At 36.6% G+C, this 20,992-nt stretch carries 21 protein-coding genes and 1 pseudogene; 9 read left to right on the plus strand and 13 right to left on the minus strand.

Going from position 1 to position 20,992, the window contains the following annotated elements:
- Positions 1–12: 12 nt before the first annotated feature.
- The 4 genes from PWU04_RS06400 (at position 13) to PWU04_RS06415 (ending at position 3,626) form a co-directional block, all read left to right on the plus strand.
- Positions 13–549 carry a DUF1697 domain-containing protein gene (locus PWU04_RS06400; protein ID WP_274475096.1) on the plus strand — a complete coding sequence of 179 codons (537 nt, stop codon included), beginning with the start codon at positions 13–15 and terminating at the stop codon, positions 547–549.
- 7 nt (positions 550–556) lie between these two features.
- Positions 557–1,642 (plus strand): diphosphomevalonate/mevalonate 3,5-bisphosphate decarboxylase family protein, encoded by a 1,086-nt coding sequence (locus PWU04_RS06405; RefSeq protein ID WP_274475098.1) that lies wholly within the window; start codon positions 557–559, stop codon positions 1,640–1,642.
- A gap of 97 nt (positions 1,643–1,739) precedes the next feature.
- On the plus strand, positions 1,740–2,669 hold the full coding sequence (locus PWU04_RS06410; RefSeq protein WP_274475099.1) for a mevalonate kinase family protein: 930 nt from the start codon (positions 1,740–1,742) through the stop codon (positions 2,667–2,669).
- A gap of 51 nt (positions 2,670–2,720) precedes the next feature.
- On the plus strand, positions 2,721–3,626 hold the full coding sequence (locus PWU04_RS06415) for a geranylgeranylglycerol-phosphate geranylgeranyltransferase (RefSeq protein ID WP_274475100.1): 906 nt from the start codon (positions 2,721–2,723) through the stop codon (positions 3,624–3,626).
- Between the two features lie 137 nt (positions 3,627–3,763).
- Here the strand turns inward: PWU04_RS06415 and PWU04_RS06420 are convergent, their stop codons facing one another.
- From PWU04_RS06420 to PWU04_RS06430, 3 genes are all read right to left on the minus strand, one after another.
- Positions 3,764–5,047 (minus strand): amidohydrolase family protein, encoded by a 1,284-nt coding sequence (locus PWU04_RS06420; protein WP_274475101.1) that lies wholly within the window; start codon positions 5,045–5,047, stop codon positions 3,764–3,766.
- Between the two features lie 151 nt (positions 5,048–5,198).
- Positions 5,199–5,567, minus strand: a complete 369-nt coding sequence (locus PWU04_RS06425; RefSeq protein WP_274475102.1) for a hypothetical protein — start codon at positions 5,565–5,567, stop codon at positions 5,199–5,201.
- A 116-nt stretch (positions 5,568–5,683) separates the two neighbouring features.
- Positions 5,684–6,964, minus strand: a complete 1,281-nt coding sequence (locus PWU04_RS06430) for a 3-deoxy-D-manno-octulosonic acid transferase (RefSeq protein ID WP_274475103.1) — start codon at positions 6,962–6,964, stop codon at positions 5,684–5,686.
- Between the two features lie 36 nt (positions 6,965–7,000).
- Between PWU04_RS06430 and PWU04_RS06435 the strand changes: the two genes are divergently transcribed.
- The 4 genes from PWU04_RS06435 (at position 7,001) to PWU04_RS06450 (ending at position 11,053) form a co-directional block, all read left to right on the plus strand.
- On the plus strand, positions 7,001–8,140 hold the full coding sequence (locus PWU04_RS06435) for a DegT/DnrJ/EryC1/StrS family aminotransferase (protein WP_274475104.1): 1,140 nt from the start codon (positions 7,001–7,003) through the stop codon (positions 8,138–8,140).
- Positions 8,130–9,689 (plus strand): hypothetical protein, encoded by a 1,560-nt coding sequence (locus PWU04_RS06440; protein ID WP_274475106.1) that lies wholly within the window; start codon positions 8,130–8,132, stop codon positions 9,687–9,689. Before PWU04_RS06435 ends, PWU04_RS06440 begins: the two co-directional genes overlap by 11 nt.
- A complete protein-coding gene (galE, locus tag PWU04_RS06445) occupies positions 9,686–10,714 on the plus strand; it encodes a UDP-glucose 4-epimerase GalE (RefSeq protein WP_274475108.1) in 1,029 nt (342 codons plus the stop codon). Before PWU04_RS06440 ends, galE begins: the two co-directional genes overlap by 4 nt.
- Positions 10,715–10,861: 147 nt before the next feature.
- Positions 10,862–11,053, plus strand: coding sequence for a hypothetical protein (locus PWU04_RS06450; protein WP_274475109.1), 192 nt, complete (start codon positions 10,862–10,864; stop codon positions 11,051–11,053).
- A 45-nt stretch (positions 11,054–11,098) separates the two neighbouring features.
- Here PWU04_RS06450 and lspA read toward each other — a convergent pair whose 3' ends face one another.
- From lspA to PWU04_RS06495, 10 genes and pseudogenes are all read right to left on the minus strand, one after another.
- On the minus strand, positions 11,099–11,605 hold the full coding sequence (gene lspA / locus PWU04_RS06455) for a signal peptidase II (protein WP_274475110.1): 507 nt from the start codon (positions 11,603–11,605) through the stop codon (positions 11,099–11,101).
- Between the two features lie 2 nt (positions 11,606–11,607).
- On the minus strand, positions 11,608–12,501 hold the full coding sequence (gene fabD / locus PWU04_RS06460) for an ACP S-malonyltransferase (protein ID WP_274475111.1): 894 nt from the start codon (positions 12,499–12,501) through the stop codon (positions 11,608–11,610).
- A gap of 90 nt (positions 12,502–12,591) precedes the next feature.
- Positions 12,592–12,849 (minus strand): annotated as a pseudogene (locus tag PWU04_RS13320) (phosphatase PAP2 family protein); the annotation flags it as partial.
- Positions 12,850–13,272: 423 nt separating this feature from the next.
- The gene (locus PWU04_RS06465) at positions 13,273–14,190 is read right to left on the minus strand and encodes a dihydrofolate reductase (RefSeq protein WP_274475113.1); all 918 of its coding nucleotides are present in this window, start codon (positions 14,188–14,190) and stop codon (positions 13,273–13,275) included.
- Between the two features lie 69 nt (positions 14,191–14,259).
- Complete coding sequence (locus PWU04_RS06470; RefSeq protein ID WP_274475114.1) at positions 14,260–15,084, minus strand: thymidylate synthase; 825 nt, start codon at positions 15,082–15,084, stop codon at positions 14,260–14,262.
- 123 nt (positions 15,085–15,207) lie between these two features.
- Positions 15,208–15,552 carry a 5-carboxymethyl-2-hydroxymuconate Delta-isomerase gene (locus PWU04_RS06475; RefSeq protein ID WP_274475115.1) on the minus strand — a complete coding sequence of 115 codons (345 nt, stop codon included), beginning with the start codon at positions 15,550–15,552 and terminating at the stop codon, positions 15,208–15,210.
- Between the two features lie 81 nt (positions 15,553–15,633).
- Positions 15,634–17,382, minus strand: a complete 1,749-nt coding sequence (locus PWU04_RS06480; protein ID WP_274475116.1) for a NupC/NupG family nucleoside CNT transporter — start codon at positions 17,380–17,382, stop codon at positions 15,634–15,636.
- A 14-nt stretch (positions 17,383–17,396) separates the two neighbouring features.
- Entirely contained in the window at positions 17,397–17,999 is a 603-nt protein-coding gene (locus PWU04_RS06485; protein WP_274475117.1) for a bifunctional nuclease family protein, read from the minus strand.
- A gap of 81 nt (positions 18,000–18,080) precedes the next feature.
- On the minus strand, positions 18,081–19,043 hold the full coding sequence (locus PWU04_RS06490; protein WP_274475118.1) for an electron transfer flavoprotein subunit alpha/FixB family protein: 963 nt from the start codon (positions 19,041–19,043) through the stop codon (positions 18,081–18,083).
- Between the two features lie 27 nt (positions 19,044–19,070).
- A complete protein-coding gene (locus tag PWU04_RS06495) occupies positions 19,071–19,817 on the minus strand; it encodes an electron transfer flavoprotein subunit beta/FixA family protein (protein ID WP_274475119.1) in 747 nt (248 codons plus the stop codon).
- 160 nt (positions 19,818–19,977) lie between these two features.
- Between PWU04_RS06495 and PWU04_RS06500 the strand changes: the two genes are divergently transcribed.
- Positions 19,978–20,955: a pyruvate dehydrogenase complex E1 component subunit beta gene (locus tag PWU04_RS06500; RefSeq protein WP_274475120.1), complete on the plus strand. Its 978-nt coding sequence runs from the start codon at positions 19,978–19,980 to the stop codon at positions 20,953–20,955.
- The last annotated feature ends 37 nt before the right edge of the window (positions 20,956–20,992 follow it).

The raw sequence follows: 20,992 nt of genomic DNA on the forward strand, positions 1-20,992 counted from the left end.
AAACTTCTAAGCATGCCAAATTACATCGCTTTAATCCGAGGAATAAATGTGGGAGGTCAAAAGAAACTTCCAATGGCAGAATTAAGAGAGGCACTCACCAAATCGGGATTAGAACAAGTGAAAACCTATATCCAAACGGGGAATGTTATTTTCAAGCACTTTAAAGTTGAGGTAAGCAAATTGGAAAATCATATTGTTTCTGTAATTAAGGAACGTTTTGGATATGATGTGGAGGTAATTGTTAAGCAGCCTGAGGAGATACAAACCGTAATCGATAACTGTCCTTTTCCTCAAGAAAAAATGGAGAAAAGTTATTTTACAATATTGCATAAACAGCCAGAAGAAACTCGGATTCAAAATCTACAAGAAATAGAATTCCCAGAAGAAGAGTTTGTAGTAACACTACAATGTGTGTATTTGTTTTCGGCAGCAGGGTATGGCAGGGCTAAGGCAAATAACAATTTCTTCGAGAAAAAATTGAAGGTAAATGCAACCTCAAGAAATTATAAAACCATGACGAAGTTGTTATCTTTGTGCCAAGATTTATAGCAAGTTCATGATTGTTCAAGAGTTTATCTCAAAGCCTTATTCCAAAACCATTGAGAGCGCACAGTTTGGATGGGCTTCACCAAGTAATATAGCCTTAGTAAAATACTGGGGAAAGAAAGACCACCAGATACCGGCAAATCCTTCTATTAGCTTTACGTTGGATTCCTGTAGAACGGAAACCATTATAAAAGCCGAAAAGAGAAATGAATCAGGTGAAGAGTTTTCATTCGATGTAATTTTCGAGGGAAAATCGAATGAAGCTTTTAAACCGAAAATTGAAGCTTTTTTTGGTCGAATAGAAGCGTATTTGCCTTTTCTTAAGGATTATCATTTTACCATAGAGACAAACAATACTTTTCCTCATAGCTCAGGGATTGCCTCATCGGCCAGTGGTATGAGTGCTTTGGCACTTTGCCTAATGAGCTTGGAAAAGCAAATGGCGAACGATATGTCGCAAGAACACTTTATTCAAAAAGCGTCTTTTTTAGCGAGATTGGGGTCTGGTAGTGCTTGTCGTAGTTTGGAAGGTGATTTAATAGTTTGGGGGACGCATCAGCAGATTGAAGGTAGTAGTGATCTTTATGGTATAAAATACCCTTATCAGGTAGATGAGGTGTTTAAAGAATATCAGGACACTATTTTGTTGGTTGATAAAGGTGAAAAACAAGTGAGCAGTAGTGTTGGGCACAATTTAATGCATAACCATCCGTTTGCAGAGCAACGTTTTGAACAAGCACATGCTAATCTGAATAAATTAATAACTGCTTTTAAAGAAGGAGATTTAGATACTTTCATTGAAATTGTGGAAAGTGAGGCGTTAACCCTTCACGCTATGATGATGACCAGTATGCCGTATTTCATTTTGATGAAGCCAAATACATTGGAGATAATCAATAAAATCTGGTCATTTAGAAGAGAGACGGGCTCAAAGGTGTGCTTTACTTTAGATGCTGGTGCCAATGTGCATGTACTTTATCCGAAAGCTGAAAAAGATGAAGTGCTGAAGTTTATTGAAAGTGAATTAGTTGCCTATTGTCAAAATGGACAATATATTTGCGATCAAATTGGATTTGGAGCGAATCCTCTGGTTTAAAAGGTTATATTTGCTGATGATTGGCAGTTTTTAGATTATTCTGACTATCTTAGTATATAGAAAGACATTAGTTTTGCAATATTAATTTTCATTCAAAATGAAAGGACCTCTTTTCTACTCAAAAATTCTACTCTTCGGGGAATATGGTATCATTAAAGACTCGAAAGGGTTGTCTATTCCTTATAATTTTTACAATGGAGCGTTGAAGATGAACGGTAATTCCGGTAAGGAAGCCGTGGCGTCCAACAATGCATTAAAAGGATTTGTAGATCATTTAAGAACCTTGAGTACTGATTTGGTTACTTTTGATTTTGATCAATTGCAAGGTGATGTTGATGCTGGAATGTATTTCGACTCATCTATCCCTCAGGGATATGGTGTTGGAAGTAGTGGCGCCTTGGTTGCTGCTATTTACGACAAATACGCCCAGAATAAAATAACCGTTCTTGAAAACTTGACCCGTGAAAAACTATTGACCTTAAAGGCGATTTTCTCCGAAATGGAGTCGTTTTTCCATGGGAAATCTTCAGGTTTGGATCCTTTGAACAGTTATTTGAGTTTACCAATCTTAATCAACTCCAAAGACAATATTGAGGCAACTGGTATCCCTTCACAAAAAACAGATGGGAAAGGAGCTGTGTTTTTACTGGACAGTGGTATAATTGGAGAAACTGCTCCAATGGTAAGCATCTTTATGGAGAACATGAAGCAGGAAGGGTTTAGAAATATGATTAAAGATCAGTTTATAAAACATACCGATGCCTGTGTAGATGCTTTCTTAAAGGGTGATGTGAAAAACTTGTTCTCTAATACCAAGCAACTTTCCAAAGTGGTGCTGAACCACTTTAAGCCTATGATTCCTAAACAGTTTCACGAACTGTGGAAAAAGGGTCTTGAAACTAACGACTACTACCTAAAACTGTGTGGTTCTGGTGGTGGTGGTTACATTCTTGGTTTTACCGAGGATTTTGAAAAAGCCAAAGAAGCTCTTAAAGACCATAAATTGGAAGTGGTTTACAATTTCTAGTTAAACCAACTTTAAAGGGCAATTCCCGAAAATTCTTTTTAATTGATTTATATGCTCGATAGAAAACAGAAACTTGTCTTACTGAAGTTTTTTAGTATGTTTTCTGTAATTCGGGGGTATAATATTCTTGTGCTTGTTTTGGCGCAATATGTTACAGCTGTTTTTATATTAGCTCACGATAAGCCTTGGCGAAAAGTGGTGCTCGATCTAAATCTGTTTATGTTGGTCATGGCATCGGCAGCAACCATTGCTGGGGGCTATATTATCAATAACTTTTACGATTCCGAAAAGGATTTGATTAACCGTCCACGAAAGTCAATGCTCGATAGGTTGGTGAGTCAGAACACTAAGCTCTCGTTCTATTTCGTGCTCAACTTTCTGGCGGTAATCTTTGCTAGTTATGTGTCGTTTCGCGCAGTGGTTTTCTTTTCGGTGTACATCTTCGCTATTTGGTTTTATTCGCATAAGCTAAAAAAACTTCCTATTATAGGTAATCTTACTTCAGCTGTTTTAACGATAGCGCCTTTCTTTGCCCTCTTTGTGTATTACAAAAACTTTGAGAGTGTCATTTTTGTACATGCTACCTTTCTGTTTTTAATCATTGCTATGCGTGAGCTTACCAAGGATTTGGAGAATATTAAGGGAGATTTGGCATTAAACTATAAAACCATACCTATTGTATATGGTGAACGAACATCAAAAGTAATGCTGACAGTACTAACACTACTAACCTTGATTCCAACTTACCTACTTATGTTTAGGTATAATGTTGGGGATATGGTTTATTTTTTCTATTTGAGTGTGGTTTTGCTACTTGTCTTTTTAGCGATGCTTTGGCGTTCGTCAACTAAAATGCAGTTTTTAATCCTTCATAACATCCTTAAGTTTATTATTGTTACAGGAGTTTGCAGTATCGTATTGATAGATATGGATTTGTTGCTTCAGAAACTATTGTAGTCTGTCCTCGAATCGATTTTGTTTATTCTAGTAACTACGGCCGTGAAATCAATCAACATTACAGATGGTCGATTCGATTTATATTATACGAACTAATTCACCCTGCAAATTATTTAGATTTTAAATAGTGCGTAGTGTTAAAGAGTTATGGATTTGTATACCACGCCGTCTTTCATGACAAAAATCACTTTGGTCATTGCTGTTATATCATTGATAGGGTCTCCATCTACAGCTATTATATCAGCTAGCATACCAACTTCAATACTTCCTATTTGATCATTTTTCAAAACCGTAGCATTGGTGATTGTTGCGGATTGAATTATTTCCATTTCAGGCATTCCAGCTTCTGCCATGTAGTTGAATTCTTTTCCATTGTCGCCATGGGGAAAAACACCAGCATCCGTTCCAAAAGCAATCTTTACCCCTTTTTTATAGGCCTTGCCAAATGTACCTTGAATTCTAGGACCTACTTCCAAAGCCTTAGGAACTACCACATCGGGGTAAAAGCCTTTAATTTTTGCATTCTTGGTTACTTCTTTTCCAGCGCATATGGTTGGAACGAGGTAAACATTGTGCTTTTTCATCAGCTCCATAGTTTCTTCACTCATCATGGTACCATGCTCTATGGTGGTAACCCCTCCCAGAATAGCTCTTTGCATTCCTTCGTCTCCATGGGCGTGGGCTGCTACAATCATATCATAGTCATGAGCTGTATTGCAAATGGCTTTTATTTCTTCGAGAGTAAACTGTGGATTGGATCCGTTTTTGGCAACACTTAACACGCCACCTGTAGCCGTAATTTTAATACAGTCGGCTCCATTTTTATATTGTTGTCTTACGGCTTCTTGGCATTCGTCAACCCCGTTTACAACACCTTTTTCAGGTCCTGGGTTTTCAAGAACGTCGTGTTTCCATCCATTGGTAGGGTCTGCATGACCGCCAGTTGTAGCAATGGCCTTGCCTGCAGAATAAATTCGAGGCCCAATAATCGATCCTTGGTTTATTGCGTTTCTAATGGAGTTGTTTACTCCAGACCCTCCCAAATCCCTCACGGTTGTAAATCCAGCCATTAGTGTTGCCTTAGCGTGATTTACACTTTTAAAAGCGATATCCGCTTCGTTTAATGTAAATCTTTCTGTATAGCTATTAACATTGTATTCTGTTTCTATATGAACGTGCATATCAATCAGTCCAGGCATCACAGTTTTGTCTTTAAGGTCTACAATTTTATCGTTTTCATTTTTAGGGATGAGATATCCTGAGCTTACTTGGGTAATTGTGTTTCCACTGACAACAATGGTCATTTCATTTAGTACTTTACCCTTTTTTACGTCTATTAATTTTCCGCAATGCAAATAGGTGTCTTGACCAAAAAGAAGAGTTGTGGTTAGGAATAGGAGGGTGATTAACAGCGATTTCATTTTGATTAGTTTGTTTCTCTAATATCTTATTAATAGAAGGTTATATGGATAAAGGTAATTAAAGTTTTTTAAGTTATAATTTAGATTAATGTCATAAAAAAAGCCAAGGCTATTGGCCTTGGCTTTTTTTATTTTAATAAAAGAAAAAGACTTAGTGGTTGTTTTCCATTTCAGTCATGTTCTTTTTTGCAGCTTCTTTAGCGTCCTTTGTCATTTCTTCAGTTGTTTCTACGGCTTTATCAGCAGCATCCTCTACAGCTTCACCTGCATCTTCCATAGCTTCACCTGCATCTTCCATAGCTTCGTCTGCAGTTTCTTCAACAGCATTAGCAGCGTCTTCCATAGCTTCTCCGGTAGCATCGGCAGCATGGTCTACAGCATCAGCTGCATCGTCCATAGCTTCACCTGCAGCATCTTGAGCATTTTCTACAGCGTCTTCGGCTTTTTTAGTGTCTCTACAAGATGTGATTGATGCGCCAAGAGCTAATAATAAAGCAGCGCTCATTACGAATTTTTTCATTGGTTCAAGTTTTAGTGTTAATTTTTAATGAACACGAATGTAATAACTAATTTTATAATTTAACAAGAATTTCGTTAAAAAAATTAACAAATTATTTACTACATAGCGGTTTACTTTTATTTACGAATAAAGTCTAGTATTTGGATTACGGCGCCACGATTTTCTTTTATGTAGAGGTTGTTTTTTTTGCCTGATTTATCTCTAAGTATCTTATTATCTATAAGTTGGTTTAAAGTGTTTTTGGCTTCTATTTTGTTTGAAATAGAAGTCATTCCTCCTTTGGAAATCATTTGAGCTGCTTCAGGAAATTTGGTGTAATGTTGGCCAATAATAATTGGTACGCCAAATACAGCTGCCTCAAGGGTGTTGTGTAGCCCTGTACTGCCCATTGCACCCCCAACATAAGCTATATCGGCATAATTATATACTTTGGTAAGTAATCCGATAGTGTTTAAAATGAGAACTTGGTATTCAGAAATGTTTTTGCCGTCAAGTTCTGAATAACAAACTACAGGCATTGTAATACTTTGCTTTAGTTTATCTATTTGATTAGTCTTTATATTATGAGGAGCAATAATGTATTTCACGTTTTTATGTGAAGACTCATTAATGTACGGCACTAAAACTTCTTCGTCTTCTGGCCACGAACTCCCTACGACCACACACAGAGAATCCTGTTTGAATTGTTCTATAAATTCTAAAGTGTTATTTTGAAGCAATTGATTTGATACGCGATCAAACCTTGTATCGCCGCTAAGCGTTACTTGGTTATATTCAATGGTTTTTAATAATTTTACCGAGGCTTCGTCCTGGGTAAATATATGTTCAAATGCAAATAAAGCTTTGCGGAACTGGTCGCCATACCATTTAAAAAAGATCTGATCCTTTCTAAATAATGCAGAAATCAAAATAGCCTTACGATTCTGCTTTTTAAGTTCATTGAGCACATTAGGCCAAATTTCATATTTTACAAAAATGGTGAGTTCCGGTTTAATGAGATCTAAAAAGCGTTTGGCATTTTTTTGTGTATCTAATGGCAGATAGACCACTACATCAGCAATGGGACTGTTTTTTCTCACTTCATAACCCGAGGGAGAGAAAAACGAAATGATTACTTTATGGTTAGGATAATCTTTTCTTAATTCCTCGAAAACGGGAAGTCCTTGTTCATATTCTCCCAAAGAAGCACAGTGAAACCAAAGTGTTTTGTCATTAGCTTGAATTGTAGCCTTGAGTTTACTAAATGTCTCTTTCCTGCCTTTAACGCCTAAGCGGATTTTATGATTAAATAACCCAATGATTTTCAGGGTTAATTGAGTAAGCTGAATGCCTATATTATAAATAATATTCAAACCAGTTTCTTTGTTGCTAAAGTACGGTTCTTTCGTAAAATTCATTGGCTGTAGTCGCCGAATTTTGTAATTTCGTGGCTTATGAGAAAAATACAAATGGTTGACCTTAACGGTCAGTATCAAGAGATAAAAGAAGCTGTAAACAATTCCATCCAAGAAGTGTTGGAATCTTCAGCATATATTAATGGTCCCGAAGTGCATAAGCTTCAAAAGGGACTGGAAGATTATTTAGGAGTAAAACATGTTATTCCATGTGCCAACGGAACAGATGCCCTACAGATTGCCATGATGGGATTAGGGCTTCAACCAGGTGATGAAGTAATCACTGCCGACTTTACCTTCGCGGCAACTGTTGAGGTGATTGCGTTATTGCAGTTAACGCCTGTTTTGGTCGATGTTGAACCAGATACATTCAACATAGATTTAGAAGCTGTAAAACGTGCCATTACACCAAAAACAAAAGCGATAGTTCCTGTGCATTTATTTGGACAGTGTGCCAATATGGAAGCCATTATGGAAATTGCTAAAGAGCATAATCTTTATGTGATTGAAGATAATGCCCAGGCAATTGGTGCTAATTATACTTATAGTAACGGAACAAAAGCTAAAGCAGGAACTATTGGTCATGTGGGAGCTACTTCATTTTTTCCGTCCAAAAATTTAGGATGTTATGGAGATGGTGGTGCCATTTTTACGAACGATGATGATTTGGCTCACACTATTCGTGGAATAGTTAACCATGGAATGTATGAGCGCTACCATCATGATGTGGTGGGAGTGAATTCCAGATTGGATTCTGTTCAGGCTGCTGTGCTAAATGCAAAATTGCCAAAACTTGATGGTTATAACCAAAAACGTATTGAGGCGGCAAATAAATACGATGCTGCTTTTAAAGATGAAGCAAAAATCACTACTCCCTACCGTAATGGAGCTGAAGATAATCATGTGTTCCATCAATATACTTTAACGTTGGACGCTAGTGTAGATCGTGACGGTTTGGTAAAACACTTAAACGACAACGGTATTCCTTGTGGTGTTTATTATCCCATACCGTTACATGCTCAAAAGGCATATAAAGATGAACGTTACAATGAAGCTGATTTTACTGTAACCAATCAAATTGTTAAACAAGTGATCTCTCTGCCAATGCACACTGAATTGGATGATGAGCAGATTGATTTTATTGCAACACACGTAAAAGCGTTTGTGAATGTTAAGTAAATTAGCTTTAGGTCTATTTTTTTTAACTCTTAATTTGTCGGCGCAAACAGATTCCTTGGATTTGAGATTTGTTTCTAATCTTGAGAAAGAGTTTTTCCTTAATAGTGTCAGGGATTCAATTAATATAGATTACATAGCAGGGTTGACTGTAATTGATAGTTCCTGTACATTGAAAAGAATTGAAAAGTATTCTAGCAGAATTAATTCAGTTATTAATATCCTACCATTAGAAAAGCAAAAAAAAGGGAAAAAAGAGAAAAAGAGAATCAAGGAGATTTACGATATTATTCACGAAACCTTCTTTAAAAAATACACTCTCGAAGCTTACTTTACAGATATCTTCGAATTAGGTCACTATAACTGTGTGACAGCCTCGGCTTTATATGCTTATGTTTTTGAAAAGATAAATATCCCATATACAATAAAAGAGGAACCAGGTCATGTCTATATCATTGCTTATCCAAATGTCTACGATATCTATTTGGAAACAACAGTTCCGGGAGAATATGGTTTTTATATTCCTGAAGAAGATACTATTAGGGAAATTGTTGATGAGCTTGTGGCAATGAAACTTGTTTCTATTGATGAACTATCTGCAAAAGGGTATTCTCAAACCTATCAGGAGTATTATTTTGATGAAAATTACTTGAGTCTAAAAAATTTGATAGGTGCCCAATATTATAATAGAGCTGTTTTTGCAATTGCAGAAGAAGATTATGAAGAAGGATATTTTAACCTTGAAAAGGCCAAGTTTTTTTACACAACTGAGTTGAGTGAATATTTGACAAAGGAAGTGCTTTATTTGTTAGTTGTTCAAAAAGAATATGATAACATAGAGGATGTTGCTTTTTTAATCAAGTCACTGGATGTTCTAGAGTTCAAAAAAGATTATACCGAAGATAATTTAAAGGGGCTTTTATATAAAATAGCTAATAACGATAGTAATGATGTTGAATTTTTAGATGGGGTTTTACAGCGCTTTTCAAGCATAAAAGAAAGTCGAGTTAAGAATATTGCCTTAGAGTACATTAATTTATTTGTAAGTCAACATTATGCTAGAAATAATAATTTAGATAAGGCTATAAAGTATGCTAATGGTGTTTTGAAAATCGATGATGATAATAAAAATGCAAGAGAACTTATAGTGTGGAGTGTGCAAAAAAAGGTTGCACTTTTACCGCTTTCTGAAAGTTCTTTGGGAAAAGTGGATGAGTATTTTAAAGTATACCCCTTTTTAGAAGGCAATGTTGTTATGAACACAATGAAAATATTGATTTATGCAAGATGGGCTCAGTTCAATTTTAAAAAGCATAATATCACCAAGGCTAATGATTATTTGAAAAAAATGGAGGGGGTTTATAAAGTAAATCCTAATGTTCAGGTTTCACCTGAGATGTTTTGTGAAGTTTATCTTTCAGCTGGTAGATATTATTATGGTAAGTTGAATTTAGAAATGTCTGAAAAATTGCTTCGTAAAGGTTTGGTCTTTAATCCGGACCATATTGATTTAAATAGAGTTCTTAATTACGTATTAGAAGATATTCAATGAAAGTATTAGTAACAGGAGGTCTCGGCTTTATCGGGTCGCATACAGTTGTAGAATTGCAAAATGAAGGGTTTGAAGTCGTAATCATCGATAATCTTTCAAATTCATCAATTCAGGTATTGGAAGGCATCACTTCAATCACTGGAAAGGAACCTGTGTTTGAAAAACTTGATCTTAGAGATAAGTTTGCAGTTCAATCTTTTTTCAGGGAGCATAATGATTTAGAAGGAGTAATACACTTTGCGGCTAGTAAGGCAGTTGGGGAAAGTGTTGAGAATCCACTACTGTATTATGAGAACAATATCAATACATTAGTTTACGTGCTTCAGGAGCTAAAACAGTTGAAGCGCGCTAATTTCATTTTTAGCTCATCTTGTACTGTTTATGGGCAAGCTGATGTATTGCCAATTAAAGAAGATGCCCCTGTAAAACCAGCTGAGTCGCCTTATGGAAACACCAAACAAATAGGGGAGGAGATTATAAAGGATAGTTGTAACGTTATTGATCATTTAAATGCAATTTCTTTGCGTTATTTCAATCCGGTTGGAGCGCATGAGACAGCGAATATTGGAGAGCTTCCTATTGGAGTTCCTCAAAACCTTGTACCATTTATAACCCAAACTGCCATAGGTATTCGTGAGCAATTGGCTGTGTTTGGAAATGATTACCCTACAGAAGATGGTACTTGTATTCGTGATTACATTCATGTGGTTGATTTAGCTAAAGCACATGTTGTTGCCCTTCAGCGTTTGTTGAAGGAAGATAACAAGGCAAATTATGAAGTGTTTAATTTGGGGACTGGAAAAGGTAGTTCTGTATTGGAAGTAATAGAATCTTTTGAACGTGTTACTGGAGAAAAACTAAATTATAGAATAGCTGATAGACGACCTGGAGATGTTGTGGCTGCTTATGCTGATACAACTTACGCAAATGAAGAATTGGGGTGGAAGTCCAAGTTTACATTGGATGACGCTATGTTCTCCGCTTGGAAGTGGGAACAGAAAATACGTAAGAAACAGGCTTCATAATGTGTTAGTGATATTCAGGTTCTATTGGGGGATTCTGAATGAAAAGGTTATTTTGTTTGGTTTTTCGTACTTAACAAGGATTTAATATTTCTAATTTTGTTAAAAAAGATTACTTTCCTTACTTTGTAAAAAATGATAAGAGAAAACATGAAATTGATTACAATCCAAAGGGAAACCAAACAAGAAAAACGATTTACACCCAAAATGGGTGAATTGTTAACCAAAGTAACGTATATCAAGAAAACTTTTTTGAGTATACCTTACAAAACATTACACAAGTATCGCGAAACCTATTATGGTGAAGTTAAAGATTGCGAGAACTGTAACTTGGCAACTTAGAAATTAAACATAAATCAAAAAAGAGGTCTTTTAAAGACCTCTTTTTTATGTTGTTTCTTCTGTTTTGCAATCGGGTTTACTCTTAAAATGGGATAGTAATAGAAACCCCATTCCCGTCATTACCGATACATCGGCTATATTAAATATTCCAGTTCTAAAAATACCTCCTAAATCTATATGTAGAAAGTCGGTTACCGATCCGAAAACAATTCTATCGAATACATTGGCGATACCTCCGCCAATTATGCAGGAGAATCCTATCAAAGACCATTTGTCCAATTGTTTATTTTTAAAAATGTAATAGGTAACATATCCTAAAACAACAATTGGTAAAATAAGTAGAAGCAATAACCTTAATGTTGGATGAAAATCACTTCCCAAACTTAAAAAGGCGCCTGTGTTTTCAACATTAGTTAGCTTAAAGTACTTGCCAATGATAGGGCTTTGTGAGTGTGGTTGAACAGAACCTCTAACAATAACCTTAGAAATCTGATCGATTGCTATATTGAAAATTATAAGTCCTGCTATCGCGATATTGCGAGATAATTTCATACTTAAGCTTCGGTATTAAATTCAGCCGAAGCTACTGCTGAAGCGCGATCAATTTTCTTAACTAATCCTTGTAATACTTTGCCAGGACCAACTTCTGTAAACAAAGTAGCTCCGTCTGTAATCATTTGCTGAACAGACTGTGTCCATCTTACAGGAGCAGTAAGTTGAGAAATCAAATTCGTTTTGATAGCGTTTTCGTCAATTACTGCATTAGCTGTAACGTTTTGGTAAATAGGGCAGTTTGGTGTGTTGAAAGCGGTAGCCTCTATAGCAGCAGCCAATTCTTCACGAGCTGGTTCCATTAAAGGTGAGTGGAATGCTCCTCCTACAGGAAGTACCAATGCACGTTTTGCACCTTCTGCTTTTAAAGTTTCACATGCTGCGTTGATGGCTTCAACTTCTCCCGAAATTACCAATTGACCAGGGCAGTTGTAATTTGCTGCAACTACTATACCTTCGGTAGAAGTACAAACTCTTTCTACGATATCGTCTGCCAATCCAAGTACAGCAGCCATGGTGCTAGGTTTAATTTCACAAGCTTTTTGCATTGCCATAGCGCGCTGGGCAACTAATCTTAATCCATCTTCAAAATTTAAAGTACCATTAGCTACTAATGCAGAGAACTCTCCTAAAGAGTGACCAGCAACCATGTCTGGTTTAAAACTATCACCTAAAGTTTTTGCTAAAATCACAGAATGCAAAAAGATAGCTGGTTGGGTAACTTTAGTTTGCTTTAAGTCCTCAGCAGACCCTTCGAACATAATGTCAGTGATTGAAAATCCAAGAATTTCATTGGCTTTTTCAAATAATTCTTGTGCTAAAGGTGAGTTTTCGTAAAGGTCTAAACCCATTCCAGTGAATTGGGCTCCTTGACCAGGGAATATATATGCGTTCATAATGTTGTTTTAAAATTAGTCCTGCAAAAATAGGAATATTTTATTTAGCTCCTTTTTTAATGCATTCTAATCTAAACTATGTGAGTTAAATCATCTAAATCTGTATTTGAGTGCTAAACCATACGACCGCTTATAGCTAAGAAAACCGACTTGAATTTGTTCTTTCTGATAGGGTTTTGTAAATAAATATGTGCTCCCGATACCTATAGCCTCTCCGTCAATTACATCCCAATAATCGTGATAGCCATCAGGTCCTTCTACTCGGCTTATTCCTACAATTGTTGCGAGTATATATCCCGGCCATCCATACTTCCAGCCATAGCGGCGCTGTATGAAAGATGCGCCTGAAAATGCCGCTGCAGTATGTCCTGAAGGAAAAGAGTCGTATAATTCTCGTCCTTCAGGTCTTTTTTTGTGTACAGTATATTTGAGGGCATAAGTTAAGGCCGTGGTGGTGCCTTAGGAGAGAGCCAATTTCTTTGTGTCGGTGTAGTCTTTTTTTATTAGGGTTATGACACCTGCGCAACAGGAAGTGCAATCTGTAAAACATCGCCAATATCTTCTAAAACAAATTCCCACTTTTCATGATCACCATCTGTTGAATTTTGTGATTGACACAATGGACTTGCGAATAGATGAAAACTAAAAGTAATGGCAATATGTTCTCATAATGAGTTACGTTTAATTCAATACTGTAGGCTTTTTAGAGAGTACTGATTATATTATGAGGTGATAATAATGTTTTGAGTTAAAAGGGGGGAATACGTTAAATTACCATCTTTCGTATGTGATAAAACTAAAGGGATATTTGTGAACTTCATCTTTATCGTGATATTTGTTTAGAGTTTCCTTCCAAATATTATGGTCTATTTCAGGGAAATAAGTGTCTCCTTCAAATCCAGTATGTACACGCGTTAGTTCAATTTTATCAGCATAGTCCATAGCCTGTCTGTAAATTTCACCACCACCAATAATAAAAGGTTGTTTGTCGTGTTTTGCAGCATCGATGGCGGCTTTAATATTGTTTACAACAATTACGCCTTCAGGAACCTTATAGTCAGCTTGGCGACTAATAACAATGTGGGTGCGGTTTGGTAATGGTTTGGGAAAGCTCTCAAAGGTTTTTCGCCCCATAATTATGCAGTGCCCTGACGTAAGACTTTTAAATCTTTTAAGATCGTCACTTAAATGCCAAATGAGTTGGTTGTCCTTTCCAATAACATTGTTCTCTGCAGCGGCTACAATAATCGTCAATTCACTATTTGTTTCTGGGGATAAGGAAGTTTTTGAAGTTGCTATTGGGTTGGTTTTGTTCTCGGTTTCTGTTTTCTCCACTTTGTTTTTTATTTTTTCTATTTTTTTTTGTTGTTTGGATACTAGAGATTCCATTTGAGACTCTTCCCAGGATTTCCCCATAAAACGATTAGTAATAAATACATTGAAGGTGTGGTAAAGTAAAAGCACTAACCAAAGTAATATGGCAATGGCAAACCAGTCTATTCCAAAAATCTTGACATCTTGTCCAACCTTAAAAATTAGTTGGGCAACTAAAAAGCCTATAGATCCAATTAAAAACAGAATAAAATGAATGTAAAGACGTTTTTTCTGTTTTACACGTTGTTGTGCATCTTGAATCAACTTAAGTTGCTCAGGATCTATCTTACTGGTTTGTTTTTTTTTGCCAAACATAAAATAAGGTAAGGGTTAATAACATCTTAAAGTTAAGATTTTTGATGGTTATTTACCTTATTGATGGCATTAAACAGCAACAGCTCCTTTAATATGAGGGTGAGGGTTATAGTCTACAAGTGTAAAGTCGTCAAAAGTGAAGTCGAAAATATCTTTCACCTCTGGATTTAAAATCATTTTTGGTAAAGGCCTTGGGTCTCTGGATAATTGAAGTTCCAATTGCTCCACATGATTGTTGTAAATATGAGCGTCACCAAATGTATGAATAAATTCACCGGCCTCATATCCACAAACCTGTGCTACCATCATTGTTAATAATGCATAGGATGCAATATTAAATGGAACTCCTAAAAAGATGTCGGCAGAACGTTGGTACAATTGACAGGACAATTTACCATTTGCAACATAAAATTGGAAAAAAGCATGGCATGGAGGAAGAGCAGCTTTACCATTTGCAACGTTTTCAGAAAACGATACCGAAGTGTCTGGTAAAACACTAGGATTCCAAGCCGACACCAACATACGACGGCTATTAGGATTGTGCTTTAAAGTTTCGATAACTTCCTTAATCTGGTCTATTTCGTCACTGTTCCAATTGCGCCATTGGTGGCCGTAAACTGGACCCAAATCGCCATTGTCATCAGCCCATTCATTCCAGATGCGTACTCCGTTTTCCTGAAGATAAGCAATGTTGGTATCACCCTTTAAAAACCATAGTAGTTCATGGACAATGGATTTAAGATGCAATTTTTTGGTGGTTACCATAGGGAAGCCTTCACTTAAATCAAAACGCATTTGGTAACCAAATACACTTTTTGTTCCAGTTCCTGTACGGTCTCCTTTTTCGTTTCCGTTTTCCAATACGTGTTTTACAAGGTCTAAATACTGTTTCATCTTATCTGCTTTTCTCAGGAAATAAAAGTAACAAAAAGGCAAAAAATCAAATGATTATTGCCAAAAATATATCCAATAGTTATTAACGGATTTTCAAGTTTGAATTATGGATATTTCAGAGGGTTAAAGCATTACTCTATTGCTATAGCAGGCCTTTTCCATATCAATAATATTAACCGAAATGCAGCTAACATCAGGGAGCATTGATATAAGTTCGGTTGCTATTTTTTTGGAAAGCCCTTTTTTTTGGTCGACAGTCCTACCTTCCATAATGTTTGCGAAAACATGTATGAAATCTTCGCCTTCACTTTCTGAATGGTAATGTTTGTAAGGGTTGAGTCTTACTTTTACAGCACCTTTTCCAAAAAGCCCAGTAGATTCTGTTGTTTCAAAAACTTTTTGAATGATGGTTTGTGGGGCAACGTCGCTTATTACGTTTTCTGAACACTCAATGACAATATGTGGCATAAATCAAATATTAAATGAAAAATATGGCAAATATAACTATTTGTCAATGTGTTTGTGAGGAGAAGAAAAAGCTAATACTTATTACCCAATAATCATTCCTGCAATAGTGGCTGAAATTAGCGAAGCTATGGTTCCTCCAATAAGTGCTTTTATTCCAAATTCTGAGAGTGTTTTTCGTTGGCCAGGGGCCAATGAGCCAATACCTCCAATTTGTATACCAATAGAGGCGAAATTGGCAAAACCACAAAGCATATACGTTGCCATTATCACCGATTTGTTGTAGTGTAGATGTGTTAAACTAGTAACATCTTTAAGGTCTGCAAGTTGTATGTATCCAATAAATTCACTGGCAGCAAGTTTGATGCCTAATAGTTGCCCCATTAGCATCATGTCTTCCTGAGCAACACCTATTAACCACATTAGTGGAGCAAAGAGGTAGCCTAGTAAAAATTCCAGGGAAAGCCCATCATAAGGAGTGTTATTTGCAATCAGTTGATTTAAAGAAGTAAACTGCCAATCTATATTAAGTGCAGCAATTGTAAAGCCGTCAAAATCTGCAGCCCATCCCAATATGCCATTAACCATTGCAATAAAGGCTACAAAAACCAAAAGCATCGCACCAACATTAACAGCTAAACGCAAACCTTCCGTAGTTCCGTTAGCGATGGCATCCAATAAATTTGCACCTATTTTTTCACTGGAAACCTCCACTTGAGTTGTTACGGCATCAGTTTGAGGATACAGTATTTTAGAAATAACCACTGCTCCAGGTGCGGCCATAACAGAGGCCGCCAAAAGGTGCTTGGCAAAATACAGGCGCAATTCAGGATCGTCTCCACCCAAAAAACCTATATAAGCTGCAAGTACAGCTCCTGCTACTGTTGCCATTCCTCCAATCATAACCAATAAGATTTCTGATCGACTCATTTTTTCCAAATAGGCTTTAATTAATAAAGGCGCTTCGGTTTGCCCCAAAAATATATTGCCAGCTACACTTAAACTTTCCGCTCCTGATATTTTTAAGCTTTTAGTAAGTAACCATGCTAGTCCTTTTACCACTTTCTGTATAATCCCCAAATAGAAAAGAACAGAGGTTAATGCTGAGAAAAAGATTATTGTTGGCAGAACTTGAAAAGCAAAAATAAATCCAAAAGTATCCATGTCTACTACTAAGCCTTCAAACAGGAACTTACTCCCTGCTCGTGTAAAATCAAGGATGCTGACAAAAACACTGCCAACTGTTTCAAATACTCCCTTTATTAATGGAATTTTTAAAACTCCAATGGCAATAAGTAATTGAAGAGAAAGTCCTATTCCAACAGTTCGCCAGTTTATAGCTCGCCGATTGTTACTAAATAGAAAGGCGATAAAAACAAGAGAAATCATTCCTAAAACACCACGCCATAAACCATTAAATGTAAATCCTTTACTTGGGGATATTCCATTTGTATTGTTGAGTAAAATTTGTTTTTTTTTCTTTAGGCTGAAATTATAATGAATATTGTTTTCGGTAAGTGTGAGGGTGGAATCGGTTAAGGTGCTTATCTTATAGCGTCTTATCGTGTCTTGAGGTTTGCTGTAGTAAAACACCAGTAAGTTGTTCTGGTGCATATAGTCACCAAAAGCCATTAGTTGGTCTTTGGCTTCTAATGTATAATGGAATTCTCCATCTACTAGAACTAGAGAATCTACCTGTTTGTTAATTTCAATGAGTTCTTCCCCTTGTTGGTTCTTTATGCTTTCAAATTGCCAAATGTTTTCTATGTTTTGGGCAAATGATGAGAAACACATAAAAAAAATAGCCAGTATAGCTAAAGGAAAGTGTTTCATGGAAGATGTATTAGTTAGCGCTTAGAAATCTCGTCTCTTATTTTTGCTGCAGCCTCGTAATCTTCATTGGCCACTGCTTGGGCAAGCATTTGGTTGAGTTCTTCCAAGGTTTTTCCCTTGTATAGTTCTTGGTCACTTCCAGAGCCTTTGCTTTCTGCAATGTAGTCTTCGGAAACAACTTCATCTCCAGCATCTTTAGAGCTTACCTTTAAATAAATACCCGCCTTGTCAAGTATGTTTTTATAGGTAAAAATAGGAGCATTGAATCGTAAAGCCAAAGCTATGGCATCACTAGTTCGGGCATCGATAATTTCTTCAATTTTATCGTGCTCACAAATTAAGCTGGAATAAAACACTCCATCGACTAATTTGTGGATTATAACCTGCTTAACTACAATATTAAATCGGGAAGCAAAATTCTTGAAAAGGTCGTGGGTTAAAGGTCTAGGAGGACGTATTTCTTTTTCTAATGCAATAGCAATGGATTGGGCCTCGAAAGCTCCTATAACTATAGGTAATTTACGATCGCCTTCAACTTCGTTCAATATCAAGGCGTAAGCACCGTTTTGCGTTTGACTGTACGAAATTCCTTTTATGTTAAGTCTTACTAAACTCATAATTCTATACGCAAAAGACTGTTTAAATTAGGACTTTACCAAATTTAAACAGCCCTTTTATAACTACAAGTTAAAAAAAAATTAAGCGTTCTGAGCTTTAAATTCCTTTAATTTTTCAATCAATGTGGGCACAATCTCAAAGGCATCTCCTACAACTCCGTAATCAGCAGCCTTAAAGAAAGGGGCCTCAGGGTCGTTGTTTATTACTACTTTCACTTTAGAAGCATTGATTCCTGCTAAGTGCTGTATAGCTCCTGAGATTCCAACTGCAATATAAAGGTTCGATGCTACTGGTTTACCAGTTTGCCCTACGTGTTCACTGTGCGGTCTCCATCCTAAATCAGAAACTGGTTTAGAACAAGCTGTAGCGGCACCTAAAACTTCCGCCAACTCTTCGATCATTCCCCAATTTTCAGGTCCTTTAAGTCCGCGACCTCCAGATACAACTATTTCCGCATCGGCGATAGTCACTTTATCTGTTGCTTTGTCGACAGATTCTACAGTAACACCTGCTGCAGGTACATTTGCAGCGAAATCTTCTGCAGTTGCACTAGCTGAAGCTTCTTTTAAACCAAATGCATTTTTAGCTAAAGCAACAACTTTGACATCTGTATTAACTGTCGTATGATTAAAGGCTTTATTAGAGAAAGCAGTGCGCTTAACTGTAAATGGAGCAGTACTGCTAGGAGTTTCCACAACGTTTGATGCATATCCGGCATTTAAACCAACAGCCAATAGCGGAGCCATATATTTGCTGTCTGCACTAGAGCTTACTACAACAACTTTAGAGCCTTCTTTTTCGGCAGCTTGTTTAATTACTTCAGCATAAGATTTAGCATTGAAGGTATTCAAGCTGTCGTTGTTTATTTTTAATACTTTATCTACTCCGTAATTACCTAAAACAGAAGTGTCATCTGCATTTATGGCTACGGCAGTAACAGTGGTTCCCATTTGGTCGGCAACGGCTTTTGCATAAGAAGCTACCTCTAGGGCTACCTTTTTAAATGTTCCTTGTTCTGATTCTGTATATACTAAAACTGACATATTCTTTTCTTTTGAATGATGAACTGATTAAATTACTTTAGCTTCGTTGTGTAAAAGGTTTACCAACTCATCTAAGTTATCTGGAGATACAAGTTTTACATCTCCTTTAGGTGCAGGCTTTTCAAATTTAACAGATGAAGTTTCTGTATTTGCGTTTACAGGGTCCAATACTGTTAAAGGCTTTTTACGAGCCATCATAATTCCTCTCATGTTAGGAATGCGAAGATCACTTTCTTCTACTAATCCTTTTTGTCCACCAATAACTAAAGGAAGTGCGGTAGTTACAGTCTCCTTACCACCATCAATTTCTCTCATGGCTTTAGCGCTAGTACCGTCAACTTCTAAGCTAATACAGTTATTTACAAAATTTGCATCAGTTAAACCTGCCAACATACCAGGGACCATTCCTCCGTTATAGTCTATCGATTCACGTCCTGCAATAACTAAGTCGTATCCTCCATCTTTAACCACTTTAGCCAATTGTTCTGCAACAGCAAAGCCATCAGTTGCTTCGGTGTTTACACGAATGGCTGTATCGGCACCAATAGCTAAAGCTTTACGTAAGGTAGGTTCTGTTTCTGGACCTCCTACATTAACGACATCTACACTGGCCCCTTGTTTTTCTTTGAACCACATGGCACGGGTAAGTCCAAACTCATCATTAGGATTGATTACAAACTGTACACCGTTAGTGTCAAACTTCGAGTCGTTATCTGTAAAATTAATCTTTGATGTAGTGTCTGGAACATGACTGATACACACTAAAATTTTCATAGATCTATTTTTTTATAAATACGTAATTTTTTTGAGGTTACGAAGTTAGTTATTTTATCGGAATTAATATTATGCGTGCATAGTAAATTTTAAGCGCTTAAGGTTGCCTTAGTTTTTTCATTAATTGTTATTTTTGCTCTTCGTATTAACAAGCAGATAGATGAAAACAATACAATTTAGAGAAGCTATTGCCGAAGCCATGAGTGAGGAGATGCGTCGTGACGAGAGCATCTACTTAATGGGGGAAGAAGTAGCAGAATATAATGGTGCTTATAAGGCATCGAAAGGGATGTTGGACGAGTTTGGTCCTAAGCGTGTTATCGACACACCTATTGCAGAACTTGGTTTTGCTGGTGTAGCTGTAGGTTCTACCATGACTGGTAACCGTCCTATTGTAGAGTTTATGACGTTTAATTTCTCTTTGGTAGGAATTGACCAAATTATAAACAATGCTGCCAAAATAAGACAAATGTCTGGTGGACAGTTTAAGTGTCCAATCGTTTTTCGTGGGCCTACTGCTTCTGCAGGACAGTTGGCAGCAACTCACTCTCAGGCATTTGAAAGCTGGTATGCTAACACTCCAGGATTGAAAGTGGTTGTGCCTTCAAACCCATACGATGCTAAAGGATTATTAAAGTCAGCTATTCGTGATGATGATCCAGTTATTTTTATGGAGAGTGAGCAAATGTATGGAGATAAAGGAGAAGTACCAGAAGGGGAATATACAATTCCATTAGGGGTTGCCGATATTAAGCGTGAAGGTACCGATGTTACTATTGTTTCGTTTGGTAAGATTATTAAAGAAGCATACAAAGCTGCCGACGAATTACAAAAAGAAGGTATCTCATGTGAGATTATTGATTTGCGTACCATTCGTCCAATGGATCATGAAGCTATTCTAAAATCTGTAAAGAAAACCAATCGTTTGGTAATTCTAGAAGAAGCTTGGCCATTTGGTAATGTTGCTACCGAAATCACTTATCAAGTACAGTCTAATGCCTTCGATTATCTTGATGCACCTATTGTAAAGATCAATACAGCAGATACTCCAGCGCCGTATTCACCTGTTTTACTGGAAGAATGGTTGCCTAATAGCAGCGACGTTGTTAAAGCTGTAAAGAAAGTGATGTATAAGTAAGATAGTACAGACCTATTTTATATATTTAAAACTTCAT

This window comes from Mangrovimonas aestuarii (assembly GCF_028767185.1).
GTDB lineage: Bacteria > Bacteroidota > Bacteroidia > Flavobacteriales > Flavobacteriaceae > Mangrovimonas_B > Mangrovimonas_B aestuarii.

Coding starts and splice junctions, on each gene's coding strand:
- galE (WP_274475108.1), top strand. CDS start 9,686: ATGAAAGTATTAGTAACAGGAGGTCTCGGCTTTATCGGGTCGCATACA.
- PWU04_RS06480 (WP_274475116.1), bottom strand. CDS start 17,382: ATGAAACACTTTCCTTTAGCTATACTGGCTATTTTTTTTATGTGTTTC.
- PWU04_RS06495 (WP_274475119.1), bottom strand. CDS start 19,817: ATGAAAATTTTAGTGTGTATCAGTCATGTTCCAGACACTACATCAAAG.
- lspA (WP_274475110.1), bottom strand. CDS start 11,605: ATGAAATTATCTCGCAATATCGCGATAGCAGGACTTATAATTTTCAAT.
- PWU04_RS06475 (WP_274475115.1), bottom strand. CDS start 15,552: ATGCCACATATTGTCATTGAGTGTTCAGAAAACGTAATAAGCGACGTT.
- PWU04_RS06405 (WP_274475098.1), top strand. CDS start 557: ATGATTGTTCAAGAGTTTATCTCAAAGCCTTATTCCAAAACCATTGAG.
- PWU04_RS06470 (WP_274475114.1), bottom strand. CDS start 15,084: ATGAAACAGTATTTAGACCTTGTAAAACACGTATTGGAAAACGGAAAC.
- PWU04_RS06490 (WP_274475118.1), bottom strand. CDS start 19,043: ATGTCAGTTTTAGTATATACAGAATCAGAACAAGGAACATTTAAAAAG.
- PWU04_RS06420 (WP_274475101.1), bottom strand. CDS start 5,047: ATGAAATCGCTGTTAATCACCCTCCTATTCCTAACCACAACTCTTCTT.
- PWU04_RS06450 (WP_274475109.1), top strand. CDS start 10,862: ATGAAATTGATTACAATCCAAAGGGAAACCAAACAAGAAAAACGATTT.
- PWU04_RS06435 (WP_274475104.1), top strand. CDS start 7,001: ATGAGAAAAATACAAATGGTTGACCTTAACGGTCAGTATCAAGAGATA.
- PWU04_RS06485 (WP_274475117.1), bottom strand. CDS start 17,999: ATGAGTTTAGTAAGACTTAACATAAAAGGAATTTCGTACAGTCAAACG.
- PWU04_RS06425 (WP_274475102.1), bottom strand. CDS start 5,567: ATGAAAAAATTCGTAATGAGCGCTGCTTTATTATTAGCTCTTGGCGCA.
- fabD (WP_274475111.1), bottom strand. CDS start 12,501: ATGAACGCATATATATTCCCTGGTCAAGGAGCCCAATTCACTGGAATG.
- PWU04_RS06465 (WP_274475113.1), bottom strand. CDS start 14,190: ATGTTTGGCAAAAAAAAACAAACCAGTAAGATAGATCCTGAGCAACTT.
- PWU04_RS06410 (WP_274475099.1), top strand. CDS start 1,740: ATGAAAGGACCTCTTTTCTACTCAAAAATTCTACTCTTCGGGGAATAT.
- PWU04_RS06415 (WP_274475100.1), top strand. CDS start 2,721: ATGCTCGATAGAAAACAGAAACTTGTCTTACTGAAGTTTTTTAGTATG.
- PWU04_RS06400 (WP_274475096.1), top strand. CDS start 13: ATGCCAAATTACATCGCTTTAATCCGAGGAATAAATGTGGGAGGTCAA.
- PWU04_RS06430 (WP_274475103.1), bottom strand. CDS start 6,964: ATGAATTTTACGAAAGAACCGTACTTTAGCAACAAAGAAACTGGTTTG.
- PWU04_RS06500 (WP_274475120.1), top strand. CDS start 19,978: ATGAAAACAATACAATTTAGAGAAGCTATTGCCGAAGCCATGAGTGAG.
- PWU04_RS06440 (WP_274475106.1), top strand. CDS start 8,130: ATGTTAAGTAAATTAGCTTTAGGTCTATTTTTTTTAACTCTTAATTTG.